The sequence below is a fragment of the Mesorhizobium sp. L103C131B0 genome, from assembly GCF_000502275.1.
GTDB lineage: Bacteria > Pseudomonadota > Alphaproteobacteria > Rhizobiales > Rhizobiaceae > Mesorhizobium.
In genome coordinates, this window is sequence record NZ_AYXC01000011.1 from 137,890 (window position 1) to 163,165 (window position 25,276).

Genomic DNA, 25,276 nt, shown 5'->3' on the forward strand with positions numbered 1-25,276 from the left:
AGCATGATCCCAAAAAGTAGGTACCGGTTTTTGGAGAAGATCATGCTCCAACAAAGGGGTAGGTCATGATGAGATTTCAGCCAAATCTCATCATGAGCTAGAACTCGATGGCCCTTTCCCTGCCGGCCATCATGAGGACGACGGCGGCGCGGCTTTCAGCGCTTTATTTCCTGCTTTTCGCGCTATGTGCCGTGTTGCTGGTCTTCTACATGACGTCGTTGTCGGCCCGCATGCTGACCGGCCAGACCCAGCAGACCATCAATGACGAGGTGCTCGGCCTCGCCCGTGCCTATCAGAGCGGCGGCCTGCCGCGGCTGGTGCGCGTCGTCGAGCAGCGCTCGCGCCAGCCCGGCGCCAACCTCTATCTCATTGCCGATGTCAACGGCCAGATCCTCACCGGCAACGTGCAGAGCCTGGCACCGGGGGTGCTCGAGACCGATGGCTGGACGACCGAACCCTTCTCCTATCGCCGTTTCGGCGAAGGTGAGCTCGAACGGCAGCGCAACCAGGCTTCTGACCCGAATGGCGCGCAGCCCGGCGAGACCGAAATTCAGCCCGAGGGCGAGAAGGGCCACAACGCCATCGCGCTGGTGCTGCGGCTGCCCAACCAGATGATCATGCTGGTCGGCCGCGATCTCGGCGAGCCCGAGCGCTTCCGCGCCGTCGTCCGCCGCGCCCTGATGCTGGCGCTGGGCATGATGGGCCTGGGCGGGCTGCTGATCTGGTTCCTTGTCGGCCGCGCCGCGCTGAAGCGCATCGACAGCGTCTCGGAGGCAAGCCGCCGCATCATGGGCGGCGATCTCACGGGACGGCTGCCGGTGACCGGCGCCGGCGATGAGTTCGACCGCCTGTCGGAAAACCTCAACACCATGCTGGCCAGGATCGCGACGCTCAACGAAGGGCTGAAGCAGGTCTCCGACAACATCGCCCATGATTTGAAGACGCCGCTGACCAGACTGCGCAACCGCGCTGAGGCGACACTTTCGGGCAAGCACAAGACCACCGACTACCGGCAGGCGCTGGAAGGCACCATCGCCGAATCCGACCAGCTGATAAAAACCTTCAACGCCATCCTGATGATCTCCAGGCTGGAGGCCGGCTATTCCTCGGAGAGCACCAGCAAGGTCGATCTCGCCGCCGCGGTGCATGACGTTGTCGAGCTTTATGAGCCGGTGGCGGAGGAGGCTGGCGTGGTGCTTGAAACTGCCGCGGACGGGAATTTTTCCGTCGATGGCAACCGCGAGCTGATCGGCCAGGCACTGTCGAACATCGTCGACAACGCCATCAAATACTCGACCGATGCGACGGAAAAGCCTGCCGTGCGCGTAGCCCTGCAGCGCGTCGGTCACGAAATCCGCCTTTCCGTTTCCGACAATGGCCATGGCATCCCCGACGATGCGGACCGCGCCCGGGCGACCGAGCGCTTCGTTCGGCTGGAAAAGAGCCGCTCGCAGCCGGGATCAGGCCTTGGCCTCAGCCTCGCCAAGGCGATCATGACTTTTCACAATGGCCGGCTTGAACTTCTGCCTGCCAATCCCGGATTGTCGGTTATCATGAGCTTCCCGGCGCGGGAGGACCATTGATGGCGGTGAGGATGGCTGCGAAACGGATCGAGACCGAATGGCGCCTGCAACTGGCGGCGCAGCTCGCGCCTCTGGATGAGGCCCGCGCCCGGCGTGAACTGTCGGAGATCGCTGGCGATGCCAAGGACGAGAACCTGCCGCGGCTGGCGAAATTCCTAGAAGGCAAGGGCGCCGCACAGGAGTTTCTCGCTGCGGTCTTCGACCTCTCGCCCTTCCTCCGCGATGTCGCGCGCCGCCGGCCGCAAATCCTCGACGCGCTGTTCGATGGCAGTGTCGAGGCTCGGCTGCTCGCCATCGCCGAAGCGATCGGCCAGGCCGCCTTTTCAGAGACCGTTTGCGAATCCAGCCTGATGATGGAACTCAGGCAGTGGAAGGGTGAAGCTCACTTCCTGATCGCACTTGCAGACCTCTCCGGCGAGGCCGATGCAGCGCTGACGGTAAGGCGCCTCAGCAATCTCGCCGATGCCTGCACCTGCGCGGCGGTCGACTTCCTGCTGCGCGAGGCGCACAGCCAAGGCAAGCTCAAATTGCCCGATCCCGAAAATCCGTCACGGCAATCCGGCTGGATCGTGCTCGGCATGGGCAAGCTTGGCGCGCATGAACTGAATTTCTCCTCCGACATCGACCTGGTCGTCTTCTTCGATCCGGATGCGCCGGCAATCGTCGATCCGCTCGACGCCACAGAGCTGTTTGCGCGCCTGACCCGCAGGCTGGTCCGCATCCTGCAGGACCGCACCGGGCACGGCTATGTCTTCCGCACCGATTTGAGGCTTCGTCCCGATCCAGGCTCGACGCCGCTGGCCATCCCGGTCGAGGCAGCACTTCGCTACTATGAGGCGCGCGGCCAGAACTGGGAGCGCGCCGCCATGATCAAGGCGCGTCCCGTGGCCGGCGATCTCGATGCCGGGGACGCGTTCCTGCGGGAATTGCAGCCCTATGTCTGGCGCAAATACATGGACTATGCGGCGATCGCCGACGTTCATTCGATCAAGCGCCAGATCCATGCCCACAAGGGTCATGGCGAGATCGCGGTCAAAGGACACAACGTCAAGCTCGGCCGCGGCGGCATTCGCGAAATCGAGTTCTTCGTCCAGACCCAGCAACTGATCGCCGGCGGCCGTTTTCCGGAGCTGCGCGGCCGCGAGACGGTGCCGATGCTGGGTGCGCTGGCGGCGCGCAACTGGATCACCGCCGATGCACGCGACGCGCTCACGCAGCAATATTGGTTTCTGCGCGGCGTGGAACACGCCATCCAGATGGTCGCCGACGAGCAGACGCATATTCTGCCCGACGATGATGAAGGGCTGGAACGCATCGCCCATATGCTGGGCTTTGCCGATGCCGCCAGATTTGCCGAAACCTTTCGCGCGGCTTTGCATGAGGTCGAGCGCCATTACGCCGCGCTGTTCGAGACCGCGCCTGAATTGTCGGCCGGCGTCGGCAATCTGGTCTTCACCGGCGATGTCGACGATCCCGACACGCTGCAGACCTTGCATGGCCTTGGCTTCCAGCGGCCAAGCGACATCTGCCGCGTCATTCGGGGCTGGCATTTCGGCCGCTACCGCGCCACCCAGTCGGCGGAAGCGCGCGAGCGGCTGACCGAACTGACGCCGGCGCTGCTCAAAGCCTTCGGCCAGACGCGCCGGGCCGACGAGGCGCTGGTTCGCTTCGATGAATTCCTGGCCGGCCTGCCCGCCGGCATCCAGCTGTTTTCGCTGCTGCAGTCGAATCCCGCTCTGCTGAAGCTTATGGCGACGATCATGGGCGCCGCGCCTCGGCTGGCGGCAATCATCACAAGGCGCCCGCATGTCTTCGACGGTCTGCTCGACCCGGCGCTGCTCACCGAACTGCCCAACCGCGCCTATCTCTCAGCGCGGTTGGCCGCTTTCATCGATGGCGACAGGCCCTACGAGGATGTGCTTGACCGGCTGCGCATCTTTGCCTCCGAGCAGAAATTCCTGATCGGTGTCAGGCTGCTCGCCGGCTCGATCGACCCGGCGCGCGCCGGCCGCGCCTTTTCCGATCTCGCCGACCTCACCATCGACGCCGCATTGCAGGCGGTGACCACCGAATTCGCGCTGCGTCATGGCCGCATCGCCGGCGGCACCGTGTCGCTGCTCGGCATGGGTAAGCTCGGCAGCCGCGAATTGACGGCTGGTTCGGACGTCGACCTCATTCTGCTCTACGACCACGACGCGGATGCCGACGAGTCCGACGGCGACAAGCCGCTCGCACCATCGCACTACTATACCAGGATGACGCAGCGGCTGATCGCGGCTGTCTCGGCGCCGACCGCCGAAGGCGTTCTCTACGAGCTCGACCTGCGCTTGCGGCCATCCGGCAACAAGGGGCCGGTGGCCACCCACATCGATGCCTTCACGAAATACCAGCGCCAGGAGGCCTGGACCTGGGAGCACATGGCGCTGGCCCGGGCGCGCGCCATCGGCGGCGACGCGGCCCTTTGCGCCGAGGTCGAGGCCGAGGTGGCGGCACTTCTGGCCTTGCCGCGCGACGCCGCCAAGGTGAGGGCAGAGGCATCCGAGATGCGCGCGCTGATCGAGAAGGAAAAATCGCCGCGCGATCTCTGGGACATCAAGCTCATCTCCGGCGGCCTCATCGACCTCGAATTCATCGCGCAGGTGGCGGTTATAACCGGGCAGGTCGAAGCCGGCCGCAGGGTGACCGCGACCGGCGAAATCCTGGCGCATCTGTCGCCGGATTTCGCCGAGGCCGACGTCAGGCAGCAGCTTTGCGAAGCCTACCAGCTCTATCTGGCGCTGACCCAGATGACGCGGCTTTGCCTCACCGGCGCATTCGAACGCGATGACGTTCCGCCGGGATTGTCGGATCTGCTTCTGGCGGTGACTGACCTGCCGGATTTCGGTGTGCTGGAAGCACATCTCAAGGAGACGTCGCAAAAGGTCAGAAAGGATTTCGACCTTTTGCTTCGTACGAAACGGTTGTGAGGGCGTGAAGCGCTGGCGGCTGTTTCGGATCGCATCGGGGGTGACGATGCAACAGGAGATACCCATGAGAAAGACAACCGGACTTGCCCTTGCCTTCATCGCGCTTGCCGGCGCCGTCGGCACCACCGCCTATGCCGAGAACAATGCCAGCGCCAGAATGCGCGAGGGCACCATGATGCGCCTCGACAAGGCGATGAAGGATTCCAACGGCACCATCAGCTTCGACCAGTTTTCCGACGCCATGAACGCGCGGCTGAAGAAGCTGGTCGCCGATAATGGCGGCAAGCTGACCGTTGCCCAGCTCGCCGACGCGCTGGAGAAGGCGCGGTTCGAGGAAATGGCCAAGCGCATCGTTGCCCGCTACGACAGCAAGGGCGACGGCACGCTGACCACGGACGACATCACCGGGCGCGAGAAGAAGGTGTTCGCCATGCTCGACCGCAACAATGACGGCAAGATCGAGCGCAACGAACTCCCAAAGAAAGGCCGCATGGGCCGCCACCACCAATGGGACGGTGGCGACGACAGCATGGAGTGAAATGGCGATATGTCTCCGGCGGCGAAAGCCGCCGGAGCCCTTACATGACCGGGGCTACTCAGTCCTTGAACGCGGCGGAGAGCACCGCTCGCATTGGCGGGCCGTCAGGCCGCCGCCTTCACCGCCGGTTGCGCCTTCTTCACCGGGATGCGCACCGACACGATCGTGCCGACGCCTTCGGTCGAGCGGATTTTCAGCGCTCCTCCTTGCAACTCGGCCAGCGAGCGCGAGATGGCAAGGCCGAGGCCGGAACCGGCGTGGTTCTTCGAAAACTGGTTCTGCACCTGTTCGAAGGGGCGGCCAAGCTTGCTCAGTGCCTCCTTCGGAATGCCGCAGCCATTGTCCTCGATGGTCAGCACCAGCGCGCCTGACGTGTTGCGGGCGCGCACCGAGATATGGCCGCCCTGGCCGGTGAACTTCACCGCATTCGACAGCAGATTGATGGCGATCTGCTTGATCGCCCGGCGGTCGGCGAACAGCGTCATCGTATCGGCGATGCGGGTTTCGACCGTGATCGATTTCTCCGCCGCCTGCAGCGAGATCACCCGCACCGTCTCGCGGATCAGCGGGCAGAGATCGATTTCCTCGCGGTCCACCGAGAATTGGCCGGCTTCGATCTTCGACATATCGAGTATGTCGTTGATGACGCCGAGCAGATATTTGCCGCTGCCGTTGATGTCGTTGGCATATTCCTCGTAGCGCGGCGAACCGAGCGGCCCGAACAGGCCTTGTTCCATCAGTTCGGAGAACCCGATGATGGCGTTGAGCGGCGTGCGCAGCTCGTGCGACATGTTGGCCAGGAATTCGGATTTGGCCCGATTGGCGGCCTCGGCGCGCTCGGTTTCCTTCATATATTCGCGGTTGAGCTCGACCAGTTCCTTGGCGCGCTCTTCCTCGGCCCGGCGGGCGAGGCTGAGGTCGTGGATGGTCGCCATCAGCCGGCGCTCGCTGTCGACCAGCTTTTCCTGGTGCAGCTTGATCTGGGTGATGTCGGAGCCGACGGAGACCGTGCCGCCGTCCCGGGTCCTCAGTTCGTTGACCTGCAGCCAGCGGCCGTCGGAGAGCTGCCGCTCGAAGGTTGCGCCCCCTTGCGGCCCGTTGGTGTTGGCCAGCCGCCGTTCAGAGGCGAAGGCCAGCATGCGCTCTTCAAGCACGGCGCGCGCAGCGCCCGGCATGACGTCGCGGTCCGACAGGCCGTTGTCCTTCTGGTATTTGGAATTGCACATGATCAGGCGCTGGGCGGCATCCCACAGCACGAAGGACTCGTTGATGTTTTCGATCGCGGTCCGCAGGCGCAGGTCGGCCGCCTCCGAGCGCAGCGCCAGATGCCGCTGCTCGGTGACGTCGACGGCAATGCCGATCAGCTGGATCTCAGGCGCTTCCGGGTCGATCACCTGGGCCCTGGCGCGCATCCACACCCACTGGCCGTCGGCGTGACGCATCCGGAACACCTGGTCGATATGGTCGATCTCGCGCTCGACGATTTTGTTGGCCAGCTCGAACAGGTCGCCGTCCTCGGGGTGGATGATGTCGTCGACCTCGCCGAACGACAGCATCGAGTTGCAGGGCTCGTAGCCCAGCATGTCGTACATCGAGCGCGACCAGTACATCTTGCCGCGCACCATGTCCCAGTCCCACAGGCCGCAGCGACCGCGAACCAGCGCCATGTCGATGCGCTGATGGGCTTCGAGATAGATGCGGTCGGCTGTCTGGGCGCGCGATGCCTGGCCGAAATAGGCGTAGAGGATGATGATCAGCACGCCGGCTGTCAGCACAAACAGCGTGACGTTGAGCGAGACGGTCTTGCGCCAGTTGTCGAACGCCGCTTCCTGCGGCACCAGCACGGCGGCGGCGTTCTTGCGGTCCCGGGTCAGGCTCACCGCCGCGTACCAGTCCTGGCCGCCGATGCTGACATCCATGACCCCGGCGCGGTCGCCGAACATGAACAGCGGCTGGCCGTCCAGCACCAGGCTGTCCAGCGATCGCCCTTGCCAGCCGGTCGACAGCGGCGACACGGCAATGATCTTGAAGGCGCTGTCGGTGATCACAAGCACATGGCTTCTGCCCATGGCGCCCTGGCGGCTCGTGCTTTCCAGAAGATCAATTGCACCGCTGGATGCCGCGGTCGGGTCGGCCGAGATTGCGTTCGCCATCTGGCCGGCGGCGAGACCTAGCACCGCCTTGCCATCGCGCTCGGCCTCGTCGCGCTCGTTCATCAGCGACAGCACGCGCAGTGCGGCGATGACGATCAGGAAGATGATGATGAGAGCCGGTATCGAACGGCGCAGAAGGGGTTCGGCAGCCAGGAGCCGCCGGTAGGCTGGTTCAGCGATGAGCCGCGTATTGCCGGCGAGGCCGTCGCCTCGCGCCTTGCGCCGCTCAAAAGCCGTCCCTTCGGGCGCGCCCCACGCGTCCGCCTTGGCCATAAATGGCACTCCCCGAATTTCCGTACGCTTGACGATCCGGCAACACCGCACATCCGAATCGTCTGTAAAGAATCAAAGGTGATTCGCCTTGTCCAGAGGCGCGGCCGAAAAACATTAAAAATTGATTGAAATAACGCAGGATCTTCCCTTCTCCCCCTGTGGGAGAAGGTGTCGCCGAAGGCGACGGATGAGGGGTGTTCCAGGGAACGCCGACGTTTCACTCCGCTGGAACACCCCTCATCCGTCTCGGCGTTAAAGCGCCGATCCACCTTCTCCCACAGGGGGAGAAGGGAAGAGGCGCTCAAGCCAGCGTTCGCTCCACAATGTCCCGCAAATCCGCCGACAGGTTCTCGGCACCGGCGATGGCCAGCAGCGCTTCCCTGGCCTTGGCTTGCCTGCCCGGCTCCAGCGAGCGCCACGAGCGCAGCGCTGTCGCCAGCCTGGCCGCCACTTGCGGATTGCGTTTTTCAACCTCGAGTACGGTCTGGGTAAAAAACCGGTAGCCTTCGCCATCGGCGCGGTGGAAGCCGGTCTGGTTGGCGCTGGCGAATGTGCCGACCAGCGAGCGCACCCGGTTCGGATTGGCCATCGAGAAAGCTGCGTGGCCAGTCAGCTCGCGTACCGTGTCGACTGTCCGGCGTCCCGGCACGCTGGCCTGGATCTGGAACCATTTGTCCATGACCAGCGGATCGGCGCCATAACGCGCCTCGAAATCGGCCAGCGCCTTGATCGCCTCCGGCGAACCGTCATGGCGGTGCGCAAGGACGGTCAGCGCTGCGGCGCGGTCGGTCATGTTGGTCGCGGTTTCGAAATGCCGGGCGGCGAGCGCAGCACCTTCCGGCAGCAGCGAGAGGTAGTCGAGCAGGATGTTGCGCAGCGCGCGGCGTCCCGCACTTGCCGCGTCGGGGCTGAACGGCCCGTCGTCGGCTAGGCGGCCGTAGAGCTTGGCGAAGCTGTCTTTGTTGGCGCGCGCGATTGCCAGCGCCAACGCCTCGCGAGCGGCAAAGATGGCGTCAGGATCGATGTTAGTGCCGAGGTCGCGGGCAATGTCGGCCTCGCCGGGAAGTGACAGCGCCAGTGCCCGGTAGGCAGGCTCCAACGTCTCGTCGCCGGCGATCTTCCCGGCAAGTCCGGTCAGCCTGGCGGTGAAAACCGGTTTCGCGCCGCCGAGGATCTGGCGGAAGGCCGCTATCAGCGCATCTGTGAGCAGCGTGTTGAACGCCTGCCAGCGCGCGAAGGCATCGCTGTCATGGCCGGCGAGGAAGAACTGGTCGTCGGCCTTCTGCTCGACCGAAAGCGTGATCGGTGCCGAAAAGCCGCGGTTGAGCGACACCGCCGGCCGCTCGGCAACGCCTGAGAAGCGCACCATGTGACGGCGCTTGCGAATATGGATGACACCGTCCTCGACGGCGGCGCCCTCGACGCCGCCATAGGCAACCGGTTCGCCGCCGGCGCCGACCAGCCCGAAGGCGAGCGGGATGTGCATCAGCCGCTTGCGGCTTTCCGACGGCGTCGGCGGCACCGACTGCTCGATCTCGAGCGTGAACTCGCGCGTGGCCGGATTGTGCGTCGAACTGACGGTCAGGTTCGGCGTGCCCGCCTGGTGGTACCAGAGCGCGAATTGCGACAGATCGCGCCCGGAGGCGTCCTCGAACACTTTGAGGAAATCCTCGATCGTCGCTGCTTCGCCGTCATGGCGCTCGAAATAGAGATCCATTCCGGCGCGGAACGTGTCAGGTCCGAGAATGGTGCGGATCATGCGCACGACTTCCGAGCCTTTTTCGTAGACGGTCGCCGTGTAGAAATTGTTGATCTCGCGGTAGCGGCGCGGCCGCACCGGATGCGCCAGCGGTCCCTGGTCCTCGGGGAACTGGTGTGCCCTGAGCGTGCGCACTTCGGCGATGCGCTTGACCGCGCGCGAGCGCTGGTCGGCGGAGAATTCATGGTCGCGAAAGACCGTCAGCCCTTCCTTGAGGCAGAGCTGGAACCAGTCGCGGCAGGTGATCCTGTTGCCGGTCCAGTTGTGGAAATACTCATGCGCGATGATCGCCTCGATATTGGCGAAATCGGCATCGGTGGCGGTTTCCCGGTCGGCCAGCACATACTTGTCGTTGAAAATATTGAGGCCCTTGTTCTCCATGGCCCCCATGTTGAAGTCGGAAACGGCGACGATGTTGAAGACGTCGAGGTCGTATTCGCGGCCGAAGGCCTGCTCGTCCCATTGCATCGAGCGCTTGAGCGCATCCATGGCGTAGCCGGCAAGCCCCTCCTTGCCTGGCTCGACATAGATGCCGAGTTCGACCTCGCGCCCGGACATGGTGACGAAATTGTCCGCAACCTTGCCGAGATTGCCGGCCACCAGCGCAAACAGATAGGACGGCTTGGGGAAGGGGTCGTGCCAGACTGCAAAGTGCCAGCCGTCGGCAAGCGCGCCGCTTTCGACCGGATTGCCGTTGGAAAGCAACAGCGGCGCTTCGTCCAGCCTTGCCTCGATGCGCACGGTATAGACCGACAGGATGTCGGGGCGGTCGAGGAAATAGGTGATGCGGCGAAAGCCCTCGGCCTCGCATTGCGTGCAATAGACATTGCTGGAGCGGTAGAGGCCCATCAGCGCCTCATTGCTGGCCGGCGCGATCTCGGTCTCGAGCAGCAGCTGGAAACGGGCCGGCGGCCTCAAAATGGTCAGCTGGTCCGGCGTGGCGAGATACTCGGCCGGGGCAAGCTCGCGACCGTCGATGGCAATGCGCTTGAGCACCAGCCCGTCGCCGTCCAGCACCAGCGACGTCGAGGCGGCGGCGCCATCGCGGCGTTCGATCGTCAGCACTGCGGTGACACGCGTTGCGTCTGGCGAAAGGCGGAAGGTGAGGCCGGTTTGCGGGATGGAAAAGTCGTTGGGGCGGTAGTCTTCGAGCTTGAAGACCTGGCCGGTATCGGTTCGCATTCCCTTGGGTTTCCCTGTCGCTATCGGAGCCGCTGACGTGTCCTGGCCCATTAAATCTAAAGTTGCGCGCTCTTTACACGAAACGGTCACTCGACAAAACTGCGCCAATGCCTATTTCGGGGCGTTCCCCTTCCGCCATTATCGTGAGGCCTTGATGACCGTCGTCACATCGAAGTTCGGCATGGGCGCCTGTGTACCGCGTCGTTCGACGCGCATCTCAGCGGAGATCCGGGAAGCAACAAAACAGTGAAAGCCGGGCCTGGAGACGAAGCGGGCGGGAAACTGTCCGATCATCCCGGCGCGCATCGGCCCAAAAATCAATGTCGATTTTTGGAAAGCACGATGCGCAGATTTAAAGTGTCAGAGCGTCCTTTACGCGTCGAAGACGACGCGCGGCGCTCTAATGTTCTCACTGGGATCATGCTCAAGGTCATGTCGGTGGCAGTCTTTGTCGGCATGCAAACCTGCATCAAGGCCGCCGGCACTTTGCCGGCCGGCCAGATCGTCTTCTTCCGCTCCTTCTTCGCCATCTTCCCGATCATCGTCTTCCTGGCCTTCAAGAGAAAACTCGGTACGGCGTTCGCCACCAAACGCCCGCTGAACCACATTGCGCGCGGTGTCGTCGGCGTTTGCGCCATGGGGCTCGGCTTCTTCGCGCTGACCCGGCTGCCGCTGCCGGAAGCGATCACGCTGAACTATGCCCAGCCTTTGCTGGTGGTGGTGTTCTCTTCGCTGTTCCTCGGCGAAGCCATTCGCGTCTATCGCTGGAGCGCGGTTGCGGTCGGTCTGGTCGGCGTGCTGATCATCTCGTGGCCGGAGCTGACGCTGCTCACGTCGGGCGCCGCGCTCGGCGACCAGGAGGTGCTGGGCGTCATCGCTGCTCTCTTCTCAGCGGCAATCTCCGCCAATGCCATCCTGCTCGTGCGCAATCTGGTTCAGACCGAACGGACAGCGACCATTGTGTTGTGGTTTTCGGCGACGGCGAGCGTCATGGCGCTGTTTTCGCTGCCTTTCGGCTGGCAGGCGCTGACGCTATTGCAGACCGGCCTTCTGGTCGCCGCAGGCTTCTGCGGCGGGCTGGCGCAGATCCTGATGACGGCAGCCTATCGCCACGCCGAGGCCTCGGTGGTGGCGCCGTTCGAATACACCTCGATGATCCTCGGTGTCGTCGTCGGCTATTTCGCCTTTGGCGATATCGCCACCATCAACACGCTCGTCGGCGGTGTGATCGTCGTTGCCGCCGGCATGTTCATCATCTGGCGCGAGCGCCAACTCGGCCTGGAACGCACCCGAACGCGCAAGGCAGCGCCACCACAGGGGTGAGGAGGTCCGCGGGGTTGGCTCAGTTAGCTTCCGCACGTTCCTTCGCCAGCCGCACCAGCACCGCTCGCGTCTGCTCGTCGGCCGGGAAGAAAGACTCGATCGCCAGTTCCGACAGCGTCACGTCAAGCGGCGTGCCGAAGACGGTGATGGTGCTGATGAAGGACAGCACCTGGTCGCCATGCGCCAGCCGCAGCGGATGGACGATGCCGTTGGGCTCGACCGGCACCGGCCGCGCACCCTTGAGCCCGGACGGATAGGTTCGCAATTCGCGCTCCAGCTCGACCAGGACGGGATCGCCGGCGGCATCGTTCTGGTGTTTCAGCCGCTCCAGCAGATGCGCCCGCCATTCCGCGAGATTGACGATGCGCGGTGCGATGCCGTTCGGGTGCAGGCTGAGGCGCAGCACATTGACCGGCGGCTGGAGCAGCGACGGCTCGGCAACATCGGCCAGAAACGGGCCGATGGCGGCATTGGCGGAAATCAGGTTCCAGTACCGGTCGACGGCGAGGGCGGGGAACGGCTCATGCCCTTTGAGCACGCTCTCGACCGCGGCAAGCGCCGGCGCCAGCGTCGTATCTGTGAGTGGCCGCTCGCTGAAGCTCGGGGCAAAGCCGGCAGCCAGCAACAGCTGATTACGCTGCCGCAGCGGAATCTCAAGCTGCTCGGCCAGATGCAGCACCATCTCGCGCGATGGCGCGGCGCGGCCGCTTTCGACGAAGGAGAGATGACGCTGGGAAATCTCAGCCTCCATTGCGAGATCAAGCTGGCTCATGCGCCGGCGCGTGCGCCATTCGCGGATCAGGCTGCCGGCGGAGGTTTGGACTGTTGTCATGGGAGGATGAGTAGGCCGGGGCGGGCGGTATTTCAATTACCTCTGAGGTCATTGGCGCGGTTCTCCCTTCTCCCCCTGTGGGAGAAGGTGGCCGAGCGAAGCTCGGTCGGATGAGGGGTGTTCCAGGGAACGCCAACGTCTCACTCCGCTGGAACACCCCTCATCCGTCTCGGCGCTGCGCGCCGATCCACCTTCCCCCACAAGGGTGGAAGGAAGAGGCGCGCCTCACCCCACCTCCCGCAACTTCGCCTTGACCTCGAGAAAATCCCGCCACGCCAGTTTCTTGTGCGCCGGCGTCCGCAAAAGATAGGCCGGGTGGAGCGTCGGCATGGCCGGAATGGCAGTGCCCGACACCGTCGTGTGCACCTGCCAATTGCCGCGCAGGCGCAGAATGCCCTCGGTCGTGTTGAGCAGGGTTTTGGCCGAAGGGCCGCCGAGATTGACCAGCACCTTCGGATTGACCAGCTCGATCTGCCGCTCGATGAAGGGGCGGCAGATTTCGGTCTCGTGCGGCGTCGGCGTGCGGTTGCCGGGCGGCCGCCAGGGAATGACGTTGGCGATATAGACCGAAGTCCGGTCAAGCCCGATCGCCCCCAGCATGCGGTCGAGCAGCCGGCCGGAGCGGCCGACGAAGGGCAGGCCCTCAATATCCTCGTCGCGGCCGGGCGCCTCGCCGACCAACATCACCAAACCTTCCGGATTGCCGTCGGCAAAGACCAGGTTCTTGGCGGTGAATTTGAGGTTGCAGCCATCGAACGACGCCATGTGCTGGCGCAGTTCGTCGAGCGTCGAGGCACTTGCCGCCATTTGCCGGGCCAGGGCCGCCTGTGCCTCGTCGGGCACCGTCGCCATGGCCGGAACGGAACGCGCCGGCGCGTCCGGCACCCGGCTTGCGTCCAGCCCGGGGCTGGCGGCGGCTTGTTCCGGAAACTTGTTTTCGCGAGGCGGCGCGGCAGGCGCCGTTGTGCGCTCGGGGCGCTCCGGTGCTGCCCCGGCAAACCGGTTCACCGGCGCGTCCTCCAACGCTTCGTCGACACCGGCAGAGGCGTAGAAGGCGAGCAACTCGGCCAGGTCGGATCGGTTGTTGGGGGAGGCGGCAGTCATGCCGGGAACATTCGTCCGCCGAGAGACGATTTGCAAGGTTGGGCGGTTAGTAATCTCCCCTCAAGGAGGGAGATTACGCGCTCGTCGGCTTTCGCCGATCACGAAGGGCATTTCGTGGCGATTTTCACGGCGTCTGCCGCTTACCCCGTAGGAATCCGCGGATCCTGCACCAGATAGAACGTCCAGCGCGGCGTGTAGTCGGTGATCAGAAACTCGAAGCGTCCCCTCTTCAGCGGGTCGATCTGTCCACTCTTGAACAAGAGCCGGTCATAGGGTTCGAAATCGCGGTCGAAATCGGCGTACGCGTTCGACAGGATGTTGTCGGGCGTCTTGTTGCGCTGGTCGAAGGACAGGCCGTCGCCGAACACGCTCGGCTGGTTGAGTATCTCCTGCAGCTCGAACTGGAATTCGACCCAGGCCTGGCCGCTGTTGTTGAGCACCTCGATACGCATGTACAGGATGCCGTTGGCGAATTCGCCGTTGGTGCTGAACGGCTGGATCGGTTTGGTGGTGCGGATGGTGAGCGTCACCGGCGTCGACGAATTCAGCTCCTCGGAGATGACCAACGGATCTTCCTTGGTGCCGGTGCCCGAGGCGCCGGTGATGTGGAAACCGCCAAGCTCGTCGGAAAAGGAATAGGCGCCGGTCGCCCACACCTTCACCGGCTCGGCCTGAGCGCGAACCGGCGTAAGCATTGAAAGGGCGAGAAGGATCGCTCGGCAGGTCCGGCCGGGCGGAAGGGGGAAGCGCGTCAATGAATAGCCGGACGGCGTGCGCATGGAAATAAGTATGGCCGATAAGAGAGCCGTCGAACAATTAAAATATGGGACGCTGAGCGCGGTCGCGCGCAAAACGCTTGCGGCAGAGTTGTCATCCGCGACTTTTTGTCGAAATCGCCATTGTCACGTCAGCGCCGGTTTCCTGTCGCGGATTGATGCGCTATGCAGCGCAGGAGCCAGCAAAATGCCCGGAAACGGTCGGCCAGTGCGGAGGGGTTGATGAGCGAGATCGAACGCGAGAGCATGGAATTCGACGTGGTCATCGTCGGGGCCGGCCCGGCGGGCCTTGCCGCAGCGATCCGTCTCAAGCAGGTCAATCCCGAGCTTTCCGTCGTGGTGTTGGAAAAGGGCGGCGAGGTTGGTGCCCACATTCTGTCAGGCGCCGTCGTCGATCCCATAGGCATCGACCGCCTGTTGCCGGGCTGGCGCGAGGAAGATGGCCACCCCTTCAAGACGCCGGTTACGGCCGACGATTTCCTGGTGCTCGGCCCCGCCGGCTCGTTCCGTCTGCCCAATATCCTGATGCCGCCGCTGATGAACAATCACGCCAACTACATCGTCTCGCTCGGCAATGTCTGCCGCTGGCTGGCAACCAAGGCTGAAGCGCTAGGCGTCGAAATCTATCCGGGCTTTGCTGCCGTCAGCCTCGTCTACAACGATGCCGGCGCCGTCACGGGCGTCATCACCGGCGACATGGGCGTCGAAAAAGACGGCACACATGGCCCGGGCTTTGCGCCGGGCATGGCACTGATGGGCAAATACGTGCTGATCGGCGAGGGCGCGCGCGGTTCGCTGTCCAAGCAGCTGATCGCAAAATACAAACTGTCCGACGGGCGTGAGCCCGGCAAATACGGCATCGGCCTCAAGGAGCTGTGGCAGGTCAAGCCCGAGAACCACCGGCCGGGCCTGGTGCAGCACTCCTTCGGCTGGCCGCTCGACCTGAAGACAGGCGGCGGCTCCTTCCTCTACCACCTGGAGGACAACCAGGTCGCGGTCGGCTTCGTCCTGCATCTCAACTACAAGAACCCCTGGCTGTCTCCCTTCGAGGAATTCCAGCGCTTCAAGACGCATCCGGCGATATCGCGCACCTTCGAGGGCGCCAAGCGCATCGGCTACGGCGCGCGCGCCATTACCGAAGGCGGCTGGCAGTCGGTGCCGAAACTCTCCTTCCCCGGCGGCGTGCTGATGGGGTGTGCGGCGGGCTTCGTCAACGTGCCGCGCATCAAGGGTTCGCACAATGCGGTGCTGTCCGGCATGCTGGCGGCCGAGCATGTCGCGCAAGCGATCGGCTCCGGCCGCGCCAATGACGAGCTGTCGTCTTATGAGGACGCCTGGCGCGCGACCGATATCGGCAAGGATTTGAAGAAGGTCCGCAACGTCAAGCCGCTCTGGTCGCGCTTCGGCACCATTATCGGCGTCGGCCTCGGCGGTCTCGACATGTGGCTGAACACGCTGTTCGGCTTCTCGCCCTTCGGCACGCTGAAACATGGCAATGCCGATTATGCCACGCTTGAGCCTGCGGCCAAGCACAAGAAGATCGCCTATCCCAAAGCGGACGGCGTGCTGACCTTCGACCGCCTGTCCTCGGTGTTCCTGTCCAACACCAATCACGAGGAAAACGAGCCGGTGCATCTCATCGTCGGCGACATGGAGTTGCAGAAGCGTTCCGAGCATGATGTCTTTGCCGGGCCTTCGACCCGCTATTGCCCGGCCGGTGTTTACGAATGGGTCGACAAGGACGGCAACGCCGCCGCCGATCCGTCTGACAAGGATGTGCGTTTCGTCATCAACGCGCAGAACTGCGTGCACTGCAAGACCTGCGACATCAAGGATCCCAACCAGAACATCAACTGGGTGCCGCCACAAGGCGGCGAAGGCCCGGTCTATCAGGGCATGTGAGCCTCACCGACCGGGGCCGTCTCAACCAGCAAAAATGGCGGCGATGGCCGGGTTTACCAAGGCATGTAAGGCGCTCGGCGCCAAAGATTGTTGAAACCGTCGTCTGCTTGTGGTCTCATTGCCGCGTCCATGGGGAAAATGGCATGCGCGTGTTGGTCTTGTTTTGCGTCGCCGTCGTAAGCGCGGCCTGCGGCGTCGTCGGGACGGCGTCGGCGGGGGTGAAAACCGTCGTCAAGACGCGAACCTATGACATCACCGGCACGACAGGTGCCGGTCTGGTTATCGCCATGAACCGCAGGGGCCCCAAGCACGGTTTCATGACCCACGCCATCGCGCAGACAAGCTACACCGCCGACTGGAGCCTGGACGTGGGTCAGGTCAACGGCGTCTGCCGCCTGCGCCAGGCCAATGGAACGCTCAACATCGCCTACACCTACCCGCGCGTCGCCTCGGCCGTCACGCCGGCGCTGCGCAAACGCTGGAACCGGTTTTTCACAGGCGTTCTCGCTCATGAAGGAACCCATGGCCGTATCGCCGGGCAGATGATGCAGGCTGCCGAGCGGTCGGTTCGCGGCCTGAAATTTGCCAACGATCCGCAATGCAACAAAACGCGCGTCGAAGCCACACGGCGCTTGCAAGCCACTTCCAAGCTCTATGAGGCAAAACAGATCGCGTTCGACGCGCGCGAGCACAGTGAAGGCGGCCATGTCGAGCGCATCATCGAGGCCTTGGTAGGCTTGTGAAACCGTAAGCCCCGTGGCGTACGATCTAGCCGCCCATGCTGGGCTGGATCAGCGACACAGTCGCGGTAGAATCCTCGTCGACCGGCTTGGTCTCGTCGCGCATCAATGAAAATTCCACCATCACCGGCAGATGGTCGGAGCCGGTCTCTTCCATCTGCGTCGACGACAGGATGGTCACCCCGCCCTTCGAAAACACCTGGTCGATCGGCAGGCCCGCATAGCGCCGCAGGAAATCGGGCAGGGTCCGGTGGATCCAGGTCGGTCCGGCCGACGGCATCACGGTCAGTCCGCCGAGCGAGGCAACGCGCCGTACCGCGGCGCTCCACGGCACGGCGTTGCAGTCGCCGGCCATGATCGCCGTCTCGCCGAGCGAGGTGAGCGTCTCGGTCAACTCGCCGATCTGCCAGTATTGTTCCTTCGGCCACGGCCAGCTCAAATGGATCGCCGCGACATCGACCGGAGTGCCGCCGAAATCGACGGTGGCGGCCGCCATCGCGCCGCGCGGTTCGCAATGCGGCTCGGTGCCGGCCGCAAAAGGTCGCCGGGACAAAAGCGCCACGCCCCACACGCCGTCGGGATGGGCGCACAGGATGCGATAGGGATAGGCGTTCTGGATATAGCCGAGTTCGGTCGCCCACATGGCCGATACTTCGTCGAGCGTGATCACGTCTGGGTTGGTCCTGGCGATCAGCGAAAGAACCTTCTTGGGTGTCGGATTGTTGAAACGCAGGTTCATCTGCAGCAGCCGGTAGACCGGTTCGTTGCCGGGCGCGGCGTCATTGGCGGCCTGCACCGGCCACAGGCGCGGCAAGGTGCTCAACGTGCTGGCGAAGGCGGCCACGGCCAGCAGCAGGCCCACGCCCGCCTGCAGGCGAAACGAGGTGGCGAGCAGCGGCAGCGCAATCAGCCCCATCAGCACGGCAAAATGGATGCGGAAATGGGCGAAGGAATCGAAGGCCGGATGCAGTGCGCCAAAGAACCCGGCTACAAGCGCGGCCGAGAGGCCGAGCATTGCCAGGAACGCCATTGAAGCCATCATCTTTCGCACGCGTGCCATCAGACCGGGTTTTGCCCATAGACCGGGTAATACATTGCCGAGGTATCAGGCCTTTATCGGCTGAAATGCGGCCCAATCAAGATGACGAAACGCCTCGCGGCAAACATTTACGGCAAGCCGGTCTACTGAAAGGCCGTCTCCGAAAAGCTTCTCAGCTTGCGCGAATGCAACCGTTCCATCGGCATTTCCGCCAGCTTCTCCATCGCCTTGATGCCGATGGTCAGATGCTGCGCCACTTGCCGCTTGTAGAATTCGGTCGCCATGCCGGGCAGCTTCAACTCGCCATGCAGCGGCTTGTCGGAGACGCAAAGCAGCGTGCCGTAGGGCACGCGGAAGCGGAAGCCATTGGCGGCGATCGTGGCCGATTCCATATCGAGCGCGATGGCGCGCGACTGCGACAGCCGCTGCACCGGTCCGCGCTGGTCGCGCAGTTCCCAGTTGCGGTTGTCGATGGTGGCGACGGTGCCGGTGCGCATGATGCGCTTGAGATCGTAGCCGGAAAGTCCGGTGACTTCGGCGACCGCCTCCTGCAGCGCCACCTGGATCTCGGCCAGCGGCGGTATCGGCACCCACACCGGCAGGTCATCGTCCAGCACATGGTCTTCCCGGACATAGGCATGCGCCAGCACATAGTCGCCCAGCGCCTGAGTGTTGCGCAGGCCGGCGCAATGGCCGAGCATCAGCCATGCATGTGGCCGCAGCACCGCGACATGGTCGGTGATCGTCTTGGCGTTGGACGGGCCGACGCCGATGTTGACCATGGTGATGCCGCCATGGTTCGGCTTCTTCAGATGATAGGCTGGCATCTGAGGCAGGCGCGGCGCCGCCACGCCTTCGCTGGGCGCGTTTTGCCCTGCCTTGGTGATGACATTGCCCGGTTCGACGAATTCGGTATAGCCGTGGCCGCCTTCAGCCATCTGGGCCCGCGCGCGGGCGACGAACTCGTCGATGTAGAACTGGTAGTTGGTGAACAGCACGAAGTTCTGGAAATGCTGCGGGCTGGTCGCCGTGTAGTGCGTCATGCGGTGCAGCGAATAGTCGATGCGCTGCGCCGTGAACGGCGCCAGCGGCCTTGGTTCGCCGAACGCGACCTCGAAGGTGCCGTTGGCGATCTGGTCGTCGGTGCCGTCGAGATCCGGCACGTCGAACAGGTCGCGGATCGGCCGTTTGATGCGGTCGGCGGCGGCGCCATCGACATGGGTTCCTTCAAGGAACGCGAAATGCAGCGGGATCGGCGTGGTCGATTCCGAAACCGTTACCGGCACGCCGTGATTGCGCATGATCAGGCGAAGCTGCTCTACGAGATAGCGTTCGAACAGCACCGGCTGGGTGATGGTGGTCGAGAAATGCCCGGGGGTCGGCATGTGGCCGTAAGCCTGGCGCGAGTCGATCTGGGTGAACGAATTGGTGGTGACGCCGATCTCCGGGTAGAAGGCGCGGTAGCGCTTGCTTTCGTCGCCGCCGTCGGCAAGCGTGGCAAAGGAGTCGCGCAGAAACTTGGTGTTGCGGTCGTAGAGCACCTGCAAGGCGGCCACGGCCTTTTTGGCGTCGTCGAAGCTCTGCTTGCCGAAAGGCTCCGGCATGACGACCGATTCGATAGCTTGTGGGTAGATTCGCTTTTCCATGGCTCAATATAGAGACTTGAGGCCGCACTTGGGAGGGGAGGGTGGCCGCCAAGTGGTCGATTTATTCGTCCATGCCCAAGGTGTGCTGAGATTCAGGTAACGCTGAGCCGGAGTCGAGGACGGGCGCGAAGCGACCAAACTGGCTGGCTTCGAGAACCGGAGCGGAGCGTACTCGAAGCATGTGAGCACCAAGGCCGCCACTTGCAGGCCGGCATCACCTTAATACCGGCACACCTTACCCGCGCTGCAGACTGACCAGCAAGACAAAGCCGACGCCATGCTTCTTCGTCGCCGGCGCGTCGATCGTCGTGTCGGCATTGGCCCGCATCATCGGCACGGCCAGGACCGGCGCCGACAGCACGACCAGGACGAGCGCCGCCCGCGGCAGGAGTCGAAGGGTCTGGAGGGCGTTGATGGCGATGCGGTTCATGGCTTTTGCTTTTCTGTTTGGATCTATGTCTTTGTCGTCTCAGGGGCGAAAATGGTTCATGCAATCGAATTGGCAGGAACTGGCTGCATCCCAGGAACGGGCCGGACGGCCGGGTTCGGCCACGAGGATGGCGAAGAGCATCCCGAACAGGCTCATCAACAGGCAGACGATGGTGAAGCGGCGAGCGAGCATTTGCGTGGTGTCTCCTTGAACACGCCATCAAAATGCCCTGATGCGACTGAACCGGCGCTGATGCCGGCGTTCATCTGCGGTTCAAAGTGATTGACGATGTTTTAGGGAGCGCATCGGTTCGGGTTTGCGCCGCCGCAAGCGGCACGGTCGTGGCTATGGCGCGGACCGTCCTGCAAAAGAAAACGGGGCCTGTGAAGGCCCCTTTGGTCAACTCAAAGCAGCAAGATCAGAGCTTGTGCCAGGTCTGGCTCTTGCAGATCAGCCCGCCGAGCACGCAGCCGCTCATTTTGAGCGAGGTGCCCGACAGTGTTGCCTTGCCCGAATAGGTCTTGTCGTTTGCCGGATCGGTGATGTTGCCGGCATATTTGTTGGCCCCGGCCGCCTTGAGCGAACCGATGGTCTTCCCGGCATATTTGCCGGTCTTCAGGGTGATGGAGAATGAACCGCTGCCGCCGATAACTGCTGTGTCGCCGGCTTGTGTCTTCCAATTGCCTTCGATCGGATCGGCCCAAGCCGCACCAGCCATCATCACGGCGGCCGCCAGGGCCAAGCTCACTTTGCGAAACATATCTGTCCTCCCTGGTTTAGATGGGGCAGCCGCCTCTCTGCCCCTTACGCAAACGTAAGCTAATCCAGCTCCCGGCAAAACAAAAGCGTGCCGCGACGGAAGGTTTCGCAATTTTCATGCGGGGTCGGGAGAGTGCAGCCCGTGGAAATGAAACGATCGAGGCGTTGGCTTTGGTTCGCGTGGTTAGCAGAGTGTTGATCGGCGTCTTGCAAATTTTCGTCAAATCGATCGAAAAACGGCGGGATTGCTGACTTTGTATCCTTAACGAATTTCCGCGTTTACCTCTTGTTTTAGCTTTGTTTTCTCCAAATTAAGCACGCCATTTAACGACGGATTCAAGGCTCGGCCTCATTCTCGGAAGCATCGAAAGAGCGGCTCCCCGGGGAACACCGGGGGACAGAAGAGGCCCGCTCTCGGGAGCCAGACAGGGGACTAAAATGGCACGTTTTGAAATGCTTGAAGCCGGCTTCGGCGCCATGGGGGCAACTGCCCAGGCCGACATTCTTTTCGAACTGGGCATGATGTATGCGACCGGCCGCGATTGCGAGACCGATGTCGTTGCCGCCCACAAATGGTTCAACATCGCCGCCATCAAGGGCTCGGTCCGCGCCGCGGAACTGCGCTCGGAACTGTCGGCCGCAATGTCCAAGGTCGAGATCGCCAAGGCGCTGCGCGAAGCCCGCGAATGGATGACGATGCACTGAGATCGCGAGCAGATTATCGCAGGCAGATTATCGAAAGCAGGGAAGCCCCGGGATCAAGACCGCAAAGACGGTCGGAACCGGTGAAACGACAAGGCCGCGACAAGACGGCCGACCATGAAAGAACAAGAACGCGGCAGGCCGGCACGGTCCAGTCGTGCACAATGGGGACGGCGGGCAGGTTTTCGTGGCGCGGGGGCGCATGGGGACTGCTACGAGCAAAAAGCCACGACCGGCCGGAACAGGCTGGCGTGGCTTTTTGCGTTGATGAGGCCCAATCGAGCGGCGCCGATGCGCCTAGACAGGCCCAATGAAGGATGAAATTGTCCCGCCTTCGGAAAGAAGCGCGGCCAGAGCGGCTGCGCGAGTGTGGGAGGAGTTCTATCACCATGAAAAAAATGGGTATTTTGAGCGCGGCCGTATTTGGCCTGATGATGAGCGCGCCGGTTGCCTTTGCCGATGACATCACCATTTCGGTGGTCGGCCCGATGACCGGACAGCTCGCCACGATCGGCGATCAGTTCAAGCAGGGCGCAACGGCAGCCGCCGACGCGATCAACGCCGCCGGCGGTGTCAACGGCTCGATGATCAAGCTCGACATCGAGGACGACCAGTGCGATCCCAAGCAGGCGGTTTCGGTGGCCAACCGGATCGTTGCCAACAGCGTCAAGTTTATTGACGGCCATGCCTGTTCAGGTTCGAGCATCCCGGCTTCCGCCGTCTACGCCGAGGCCGGCGCGCTGATGATGAGCCCGGCCTCTTCAAATCCCGAGCTGACCGATGCCGCCGCCAAGGCCGGCTGGCCGACGATCATGCGTCTCTATACGCGTGACGACGCGCAGGGCGCCTTCATTGGCCCGTGGATCGCCAAGAAATATGCCGGCAAGAATGTCGTTATCCTGCATGACAAGAGCGCCTACGGTCAGGGCGTTGCCGATGCCGTGAAGGCGACGATGAATGCCGGTGGCCTCAAGGAGATCGACTATGAAGGCATCAATGCCGGCGAGAAGGATTATTCGGCTCTCGTCACCAAGCTGAAGGACCTCAAGGCCGACGTTGTCTATTTCGGCGGCTATCACCCGGAAGCCGGGCTTATCCTGCGTCAGTCGGCCGAGCAGAGCGTCAAGTTCCAGCTGATCATGCCGGACTCGATCGCCTCGCCGGAATTCTGGCAGGTCGCCGGCCCCGCCGGTGAAGGCACCCTGTTCGTCTTCCCGTCGGACCCGCAGGCCAAGCCGGAAGCCAAGGAAGCCATCGCCAAGATCAAGGCGGGCGGCTTCGTGCCGGAAGGCTTCACGCTGTTCTCCTACGCCGTCGTTCAGGCGTTTGCAGAGGGCGTCAAGCGCGCCGGAACAGACGATCCGGTCAAGGTCGCCGAAGCGCTGAAGAACGGCACGCCGTTCAGCACCGTGGTCGGCGACGTGACCTTCGACGAAAAGGGCGATCTGAAGAACGCCAGCTACGACATCAACCAGTGGCACGACGGCAAATACGCACCGATCGCGCAGTAAGCGGCCGCGTACTCATGGAAATGGCCGGGCTTGTCCCGGCCATTTTTGTTCAAGCCTCCAGCCGGCTATGAAGCCTCTTCAACGAAGCGCACCAGCACCGTTCCGTCGGTGACCTGCGCGCCCTCTGTGGCGATCTCGGCGATCACGCCGTCATGGCTGGCCGCGATCGTGTGCTCCATCTTCATCGCTTCCAGGATCAATAGCGGCTGGCCCTTGATCACCCTTTCGCCCTTTGCCGCGCGCACCAGCTTGACCAGGCCCGGCATCGGCGCGCGCAGGCTGCCGGAAGCGGCGGCCGCCTCGTCGGTTCGCGCCAGCGGATCCGGGACGAGGAAACTGTAGCCGACGGCGCCTTCGAACACGGTGACGTGGCCTGGCCAGCGGGCAAGGCGAGGGGCGGCGCGAAGATCATGCGAATTGACGCTGTCATAGGGCGCGTCCAGCGCCACCTCGAAGCGCCCGTCCGGCCGCACTGAAACACGCGCCAGTATATCGTCCTCGCCATGCCGCAGGCGCGTGCGGCGCGCAATGCTGTGGAAATGCGCATAGCCGGCAAGCGACGACCACGGATCGTTCGACGGCGGCAAGGCACCGGCGCCCGCCGCGGCAAGGGCCGCCGCGGCAACGATCTCGCTGCTCGGCGGGGCGACCGCGGTCAGCGCTTCCTGATGCCTGCCGATCAGGCCGGTATCGACGTCGCCGGCCGAAAAATCGGCGTTCGCGGCAAGTGCCGCGAGAAAGGCGGTGTTGACGGTCGAGCCGGCAATCTCGGTCTGCGACAACGCAGTCCCGAGCGCGTCGAGCGCCGCCTGCCTGTCCTTGGCGTGGACGACCAGCTTGGCGATCATCGGATCGTAGAAGGGCGAGATCGCATCGCCGGCCCGCACGCCGGTCTCGACGCGCATGCTGGCGCCTTCGGGCGCGTTGTCGGGAAACGCCAGGTGATGCAGCGTGCCGGTCGCCGGCAGAAACCCTTTCGCCGCGTCCTCGGCATAGATACGCGCCTCGAAGGCGTGGCCGGAAAGCGTGATTTCGCTCTGCGTCTTTGGCAGCTTTTCGCCGGCGGCTACGCGCAACTGCCATTCGACGAGGTCGGTGCCGGTGACCATTTCGGTGACGGGATGCTCGACCTGCAGGCGGGTGTTCATTTCCATGAACCAGAAACGGTCGGCCTTCAGCCCTTGCGAGGCATCGACGATGAATTCGATGGTGCCGGCGCCGGAATAGCTGATCGCCTTGGCGGCCTTGACCGCCGCTTCCGTCATCGCCTTGCGCAGCGCCGGCGTCATGCCGGGCGCCGGCGCTTCCTCGATCACCTTCTGGTGGCGGCGCTGCGCAGAGCAGTCGCGCTCATAGAGATGCACGGCATTGCCAAAATTGTCGCCGAACACCTGGACCTCGATGTGGCGCGGCTTGTCGACATATTTTTCGACCAGCACGCGGTCGTCGCCGAACGCGGCCTTGGCCTCGCGCCGTGCGCCCGACAGCGCCTCGGAGAAATCGTCGGGATGTTCGACCCGGCGCATGCCCTTGCCGCCACCGCCGGCGCGCGCCTTGATCAGAACGGGATAGCCGATCTCACGCGCCTTGGACGCCAGCAGCACGATCTCCTGCGCCTCGCCATGATAGCCCGGCACCACCGGCACGCCGGCCTTTTCCATCAGCCGCTTGGCCGCGTCCTTCAGCCCCATGGCGCGGATCGAGGCGGCCGACGGGCCGATGAAGGTGAGCCCTGCCGCCACCACCTGGTCGACGAAATCGGGGTTTTCCGAGAGGAAGCCGTAGCCGGGGTGAATTGCTTCGGCGCCGGTCGCCAGCGCCGCCGCAACAATCCTGTCGCCGCGCAGATAGCTTTCACCGACGGGCGAAGCGCCGATATGCACCGCCTCGCCAGCCATTTCGACGTGCAGAGCCTTGGCGTCCGCGTCGGAATAGACGGCAACGGTGCGCACCCCCATCTTCCTGGCCGTGCGTACCACCCGGCAGGCGATCTCGCCGCGATTGGCGATCAGGATCTTGGCGAACATGGAGCCTCCCGGGTTTGTCTCGGGCGGCGCC

Annotated in this window: 20 protein-coding genes; 10 read left to right on the forward strand and 10 right to left on the reverse strand. The window is 63.6% G+C overall.

The window, feature by feature from the left end:
- Positions 1-107: 107 nt before the first annotated feature.
- The 3 genes from X730_RS145920 (at position 108) to X730_RS145910 (ending at position 5,087) form a co-directional block, all read left to right on the forward strand.
- A complete protein-coding gene (locus X730_RS145920; RefSeq protein ID WP_023742645.1) occupies positions 108-1,583 on the forward strand; it encodes a HAMP domain-containing sensor histidine kinase in 1,476 nt (491 codons plus the stop codon).
- Positions 1,583-4,549 carry a bifunctional [glutamine synthetase] adenylyltransferase/[glutamine synthetase]-adenylyl-L-tyrosine phosphorylase gene (locus tag X730_RS145915; RefSeq protein ID WP_031197119.1) on the forward strand — a complete coding sequence of 989 codons (2,967 nt, stop codon included), beginning with the start codon at positions 1,583-1,585 and terminating at the stop codon, positions 4,547-4,549. The genes X730_RS145920 and X730_RS145915 overlap by 1 nt, the downstream gene beginning before the upstream one ends.
- Before the next feature lie 64 nt (positions 4,550-4,613).
- Positions 4,614-5,087 (forward strand): hypothetical protein, encoded by a 474-nt coding sequence (locus tag X730_RS145910; RefSeq protein WP_023732018.1) that lies wholly within the window; start codon positions 4,614-4,616, stop codon positions 5,085-5,087.
- A 104-nt stretch (positions 5,088-5,191) separates the two neighbouring features.
- On the opposite strand, the gene X730_RS145905 is transcribed toward X730_RS145910, so the two are convergent.
- Positions 5,192-7,513, reverse strand: coding sequence for a PAS domain-containing sensor histidine kinase (locus X730_RS145905; protein WP_023684522.1), 2,322 nt, complete (start codon positions 7,511-7,513; stop codon positions 5,192-5,194).
- Between the two features lie 301 nt (positions 7,514-7,814).
- Complete coding sequence (gene pepN, locus X730_RS145900; RefSeq protein ID WP_023826783.1) at positions 7,815-10,454, reverse strand: aminopeptidase N; 2,640 nt, start codon at positions 10,452-10,454, stop codon at positions 7,815-7,817.
- A gap of 37 nt (positions 10,455-10,491) precedes the next feature.
- Between pepN and X730_RS1000000167595 the strand changes: the two genes are divergently transcribed.
- Together X730_RS1000000167595 and X730_RS145895 are read left to right on the forward strand one after the other, a co-directional pair.
- Entirely contained in the window at positions 10,492-10,704 is a 213-nt protein-coding gene (locus X730_RS1000000167595) for a hypothetical protein (protein ID WP_155922471.1), read from the forward strand.
- Positions 10,705-10,874: 170 nt separating this feature from the next.
- On the forward strand, positions 10,875-11,777 hold the full coding sequence (locus tag X730_RS145895; protein WP_023670192.1) for a DMT family transporter: 903 nt from the start codon (positions 10,875-10,877) through the stop codon (positions 11,775-11,777).
- Between the two features lie 19 nt (positions 11,778-11,796).
- Here the strand turns inward: X730_RS145895 and X730_RS145890 are convergent, their stop codons facing one another.
- From X730_RS145890 to X730_RS145880, 3 genes are all read right to left on the reverse strand, one after another.
- Positions 11,797-12,609 (reverse strand): helix-turn-helix transcriptional regulator, encoded by an 813-nt coding sequence (locus tag X730_RS145890; RefSeq protein WP_023826784.1) that lies wholly within the window; start codon positions 12,607-12,609, stop codon positions 11,797-11,799.
- A gap of 225 nt (positions 12,610-12,834) precedes the next feature.
- Complete coding sequence (locus tag X730_RS145885; protein WP_023826785.1) at positions 12,835-13,713, reverse strand: uracil-DNA glycosylase; 879 nt, start codon at positions 13,711-13,713, stop codon at positions 12,835-12,837.
- A gap of 140 nt (positions 13,714-13,853) precedes the next feature.
- A complete protein-coding gene (locus X730_RS145880; protein ID WP_032890987.1) occupies positions 13,854-14,408 on the reverse strand; it encodes a hypothetical protein in 555 nt (184 codons plus the stop codon).
- Between the two features lie 303 nt (positions 14,409-14,711).
- Between X730_RS145880 and X730_RS145875 the strand changes: the two genes are divergently transcribed.
- Positions 14,712-16,391 carry an electron transfer flavoprotein-ubiquinone oxidoreductase gene (locus X730_RS145875; protein ID WP_023826786.1) on the forward strand — a complete coding sequence of 560 codons (1,680 nt, stop codon included), beginning with the start codon at positions 14,712-14,714 and terminating at the stop codon, positions 16,389-16,391.
- Positions 16,388-17,134 (forward strand): DUF922 domain-containing protein, encoded by a 747-nt coding sequence (locus X730_RS145870; protein ID WP_348633127.1) that lies wholly within the window; start codon positions 16,388-16,390, stop codon positions 17,132-17,134. The genes X730_RS145875 and X730_RS145870 overlap by 4 nt, the downstream gene beginning before the upstream one ends.
- Before the next feature lie 25 nt (positions 17,135-17,159).
- Here the strand turns inward: X730_RS145870 and X730_RS145865 are convergent, their stop codons facing one another.
- The 3 genes from X730_RS145865 to X730_RS145855 all read right to left on the reverse strand — a co-directional run bounded on the left by X730_RS145865 (position 17,160) and on the right by X730_RS145855 (position 20,246).
- Positions 17,160-18,161 (reverse strand): endonuclease/exonuclease/phosphatase family protein, encoded by a 1,002-nt coding sequence (locus X730_RS145865; protein ID WP_245260713.1) that lies wholly within the window; start codon positions 18,159-18,161, stop codon positions 17,160-17,162.
- A 152-nt stretch (positions 18,162-18,313) separates the two neighbouring features.
- The gene (locus tag X730_RS145860) at positions 18,314-19,774 is read right to left on the reverse strand and encodes an AMP nucleosidase (RefSeq protein ID WP_245261385.1); all 1,461 of its coding nucleotides are present in this window, start codon (positions 19,772-19,774) and stop codon (positions 18,314-18,316) included.
- A 277-nt stretch (positions 19,775-20,051) separates the two neighbouring features.
- Positions 20,052-20,246, reverse strand: coding sequence for a hypothetical protein (locus tag X730_RS145855; RefSeq protein ID WP_023698597.1), 195 nt, complete (start codon positions 20,244-20,246; stop codon positions 20,052-20,054).
- Between the two features lie 51 nt (positions 20,247-20,297).
- Here X730_RS145855 and X730_RS1000000167600 point away from each other — a divergent pair, with 51 nt between their 5' ends.
- Entirely contained in the window at positions 20,298-20,528 is a 231-nt protein-coding gene (locus X730_RS1000000167600) for a hypothetical protein (RefSeq protein ID WP_155922472.1), read from the forward strand.
- A gap of 136 nt (positions 20,529-20,664) precedes the next feature.
- Here X730_RS1000000167600 and X730_RS145850 read toward each other — a convergent pair whose 3' ends face one another.
- Positions 20,665-21,006 (reverse strand): DUF2147 domain-containing protein, encoded by a 342-nt coding sequence (locus X730_RS145850; protein ID WP_023687258.1) that lies wholly within the window; start codon positions 21,004-21,006, stop codon positions 20,665-20,667.
- A 437-nt stretch (positions 21,007-21,443) separates the two neighbouring features.
- Between X730_RS145850 and X730_RS145840 the strand changes: the two genes are divergently transcribed.
- Positions 21,444-21,710, forward strand: a complete 267-nt coding sequence (locus X730_RS145840) for a sel1 repeat family protein (RefSeq protein WP_006199745.1) — start codon at positions 21,444-21,446, stop codon at positions 21,708-21,710.
- A gap of 386 nt (positions 21,711-22,096) precedes the next feature.
- Positions 22,097-23,218, forward strand: coding sequence for an ABC transporter substrate-binding protein (locus X730_RS145835; RefSeq protein WP_023670204.1), 1,122 nt, complete (start codon positions 22,097-22,099; stop codon positions 23,216-23,218).
- 65 nt (positions 23,219-23,283) lie between these two features.
- Here the strand turns inward: X730_RS145835 and X730_RS145830 are convergent, their stop codons facing one another.
- A complete protein-coding gene (locus tag X730_RS145830) occupies positions 23,284-25,245 on the reverse strand; it encodes an acetyl/propionyl/methylcrotonyl-CoA carboxylase subunit alpha (RefSeq protein ID WP_023826791.1) in 1,962 nt (653 codons plus the stop codon).
- Positions 25,246-25,276 lie beyond the last annotated feature (31 nt).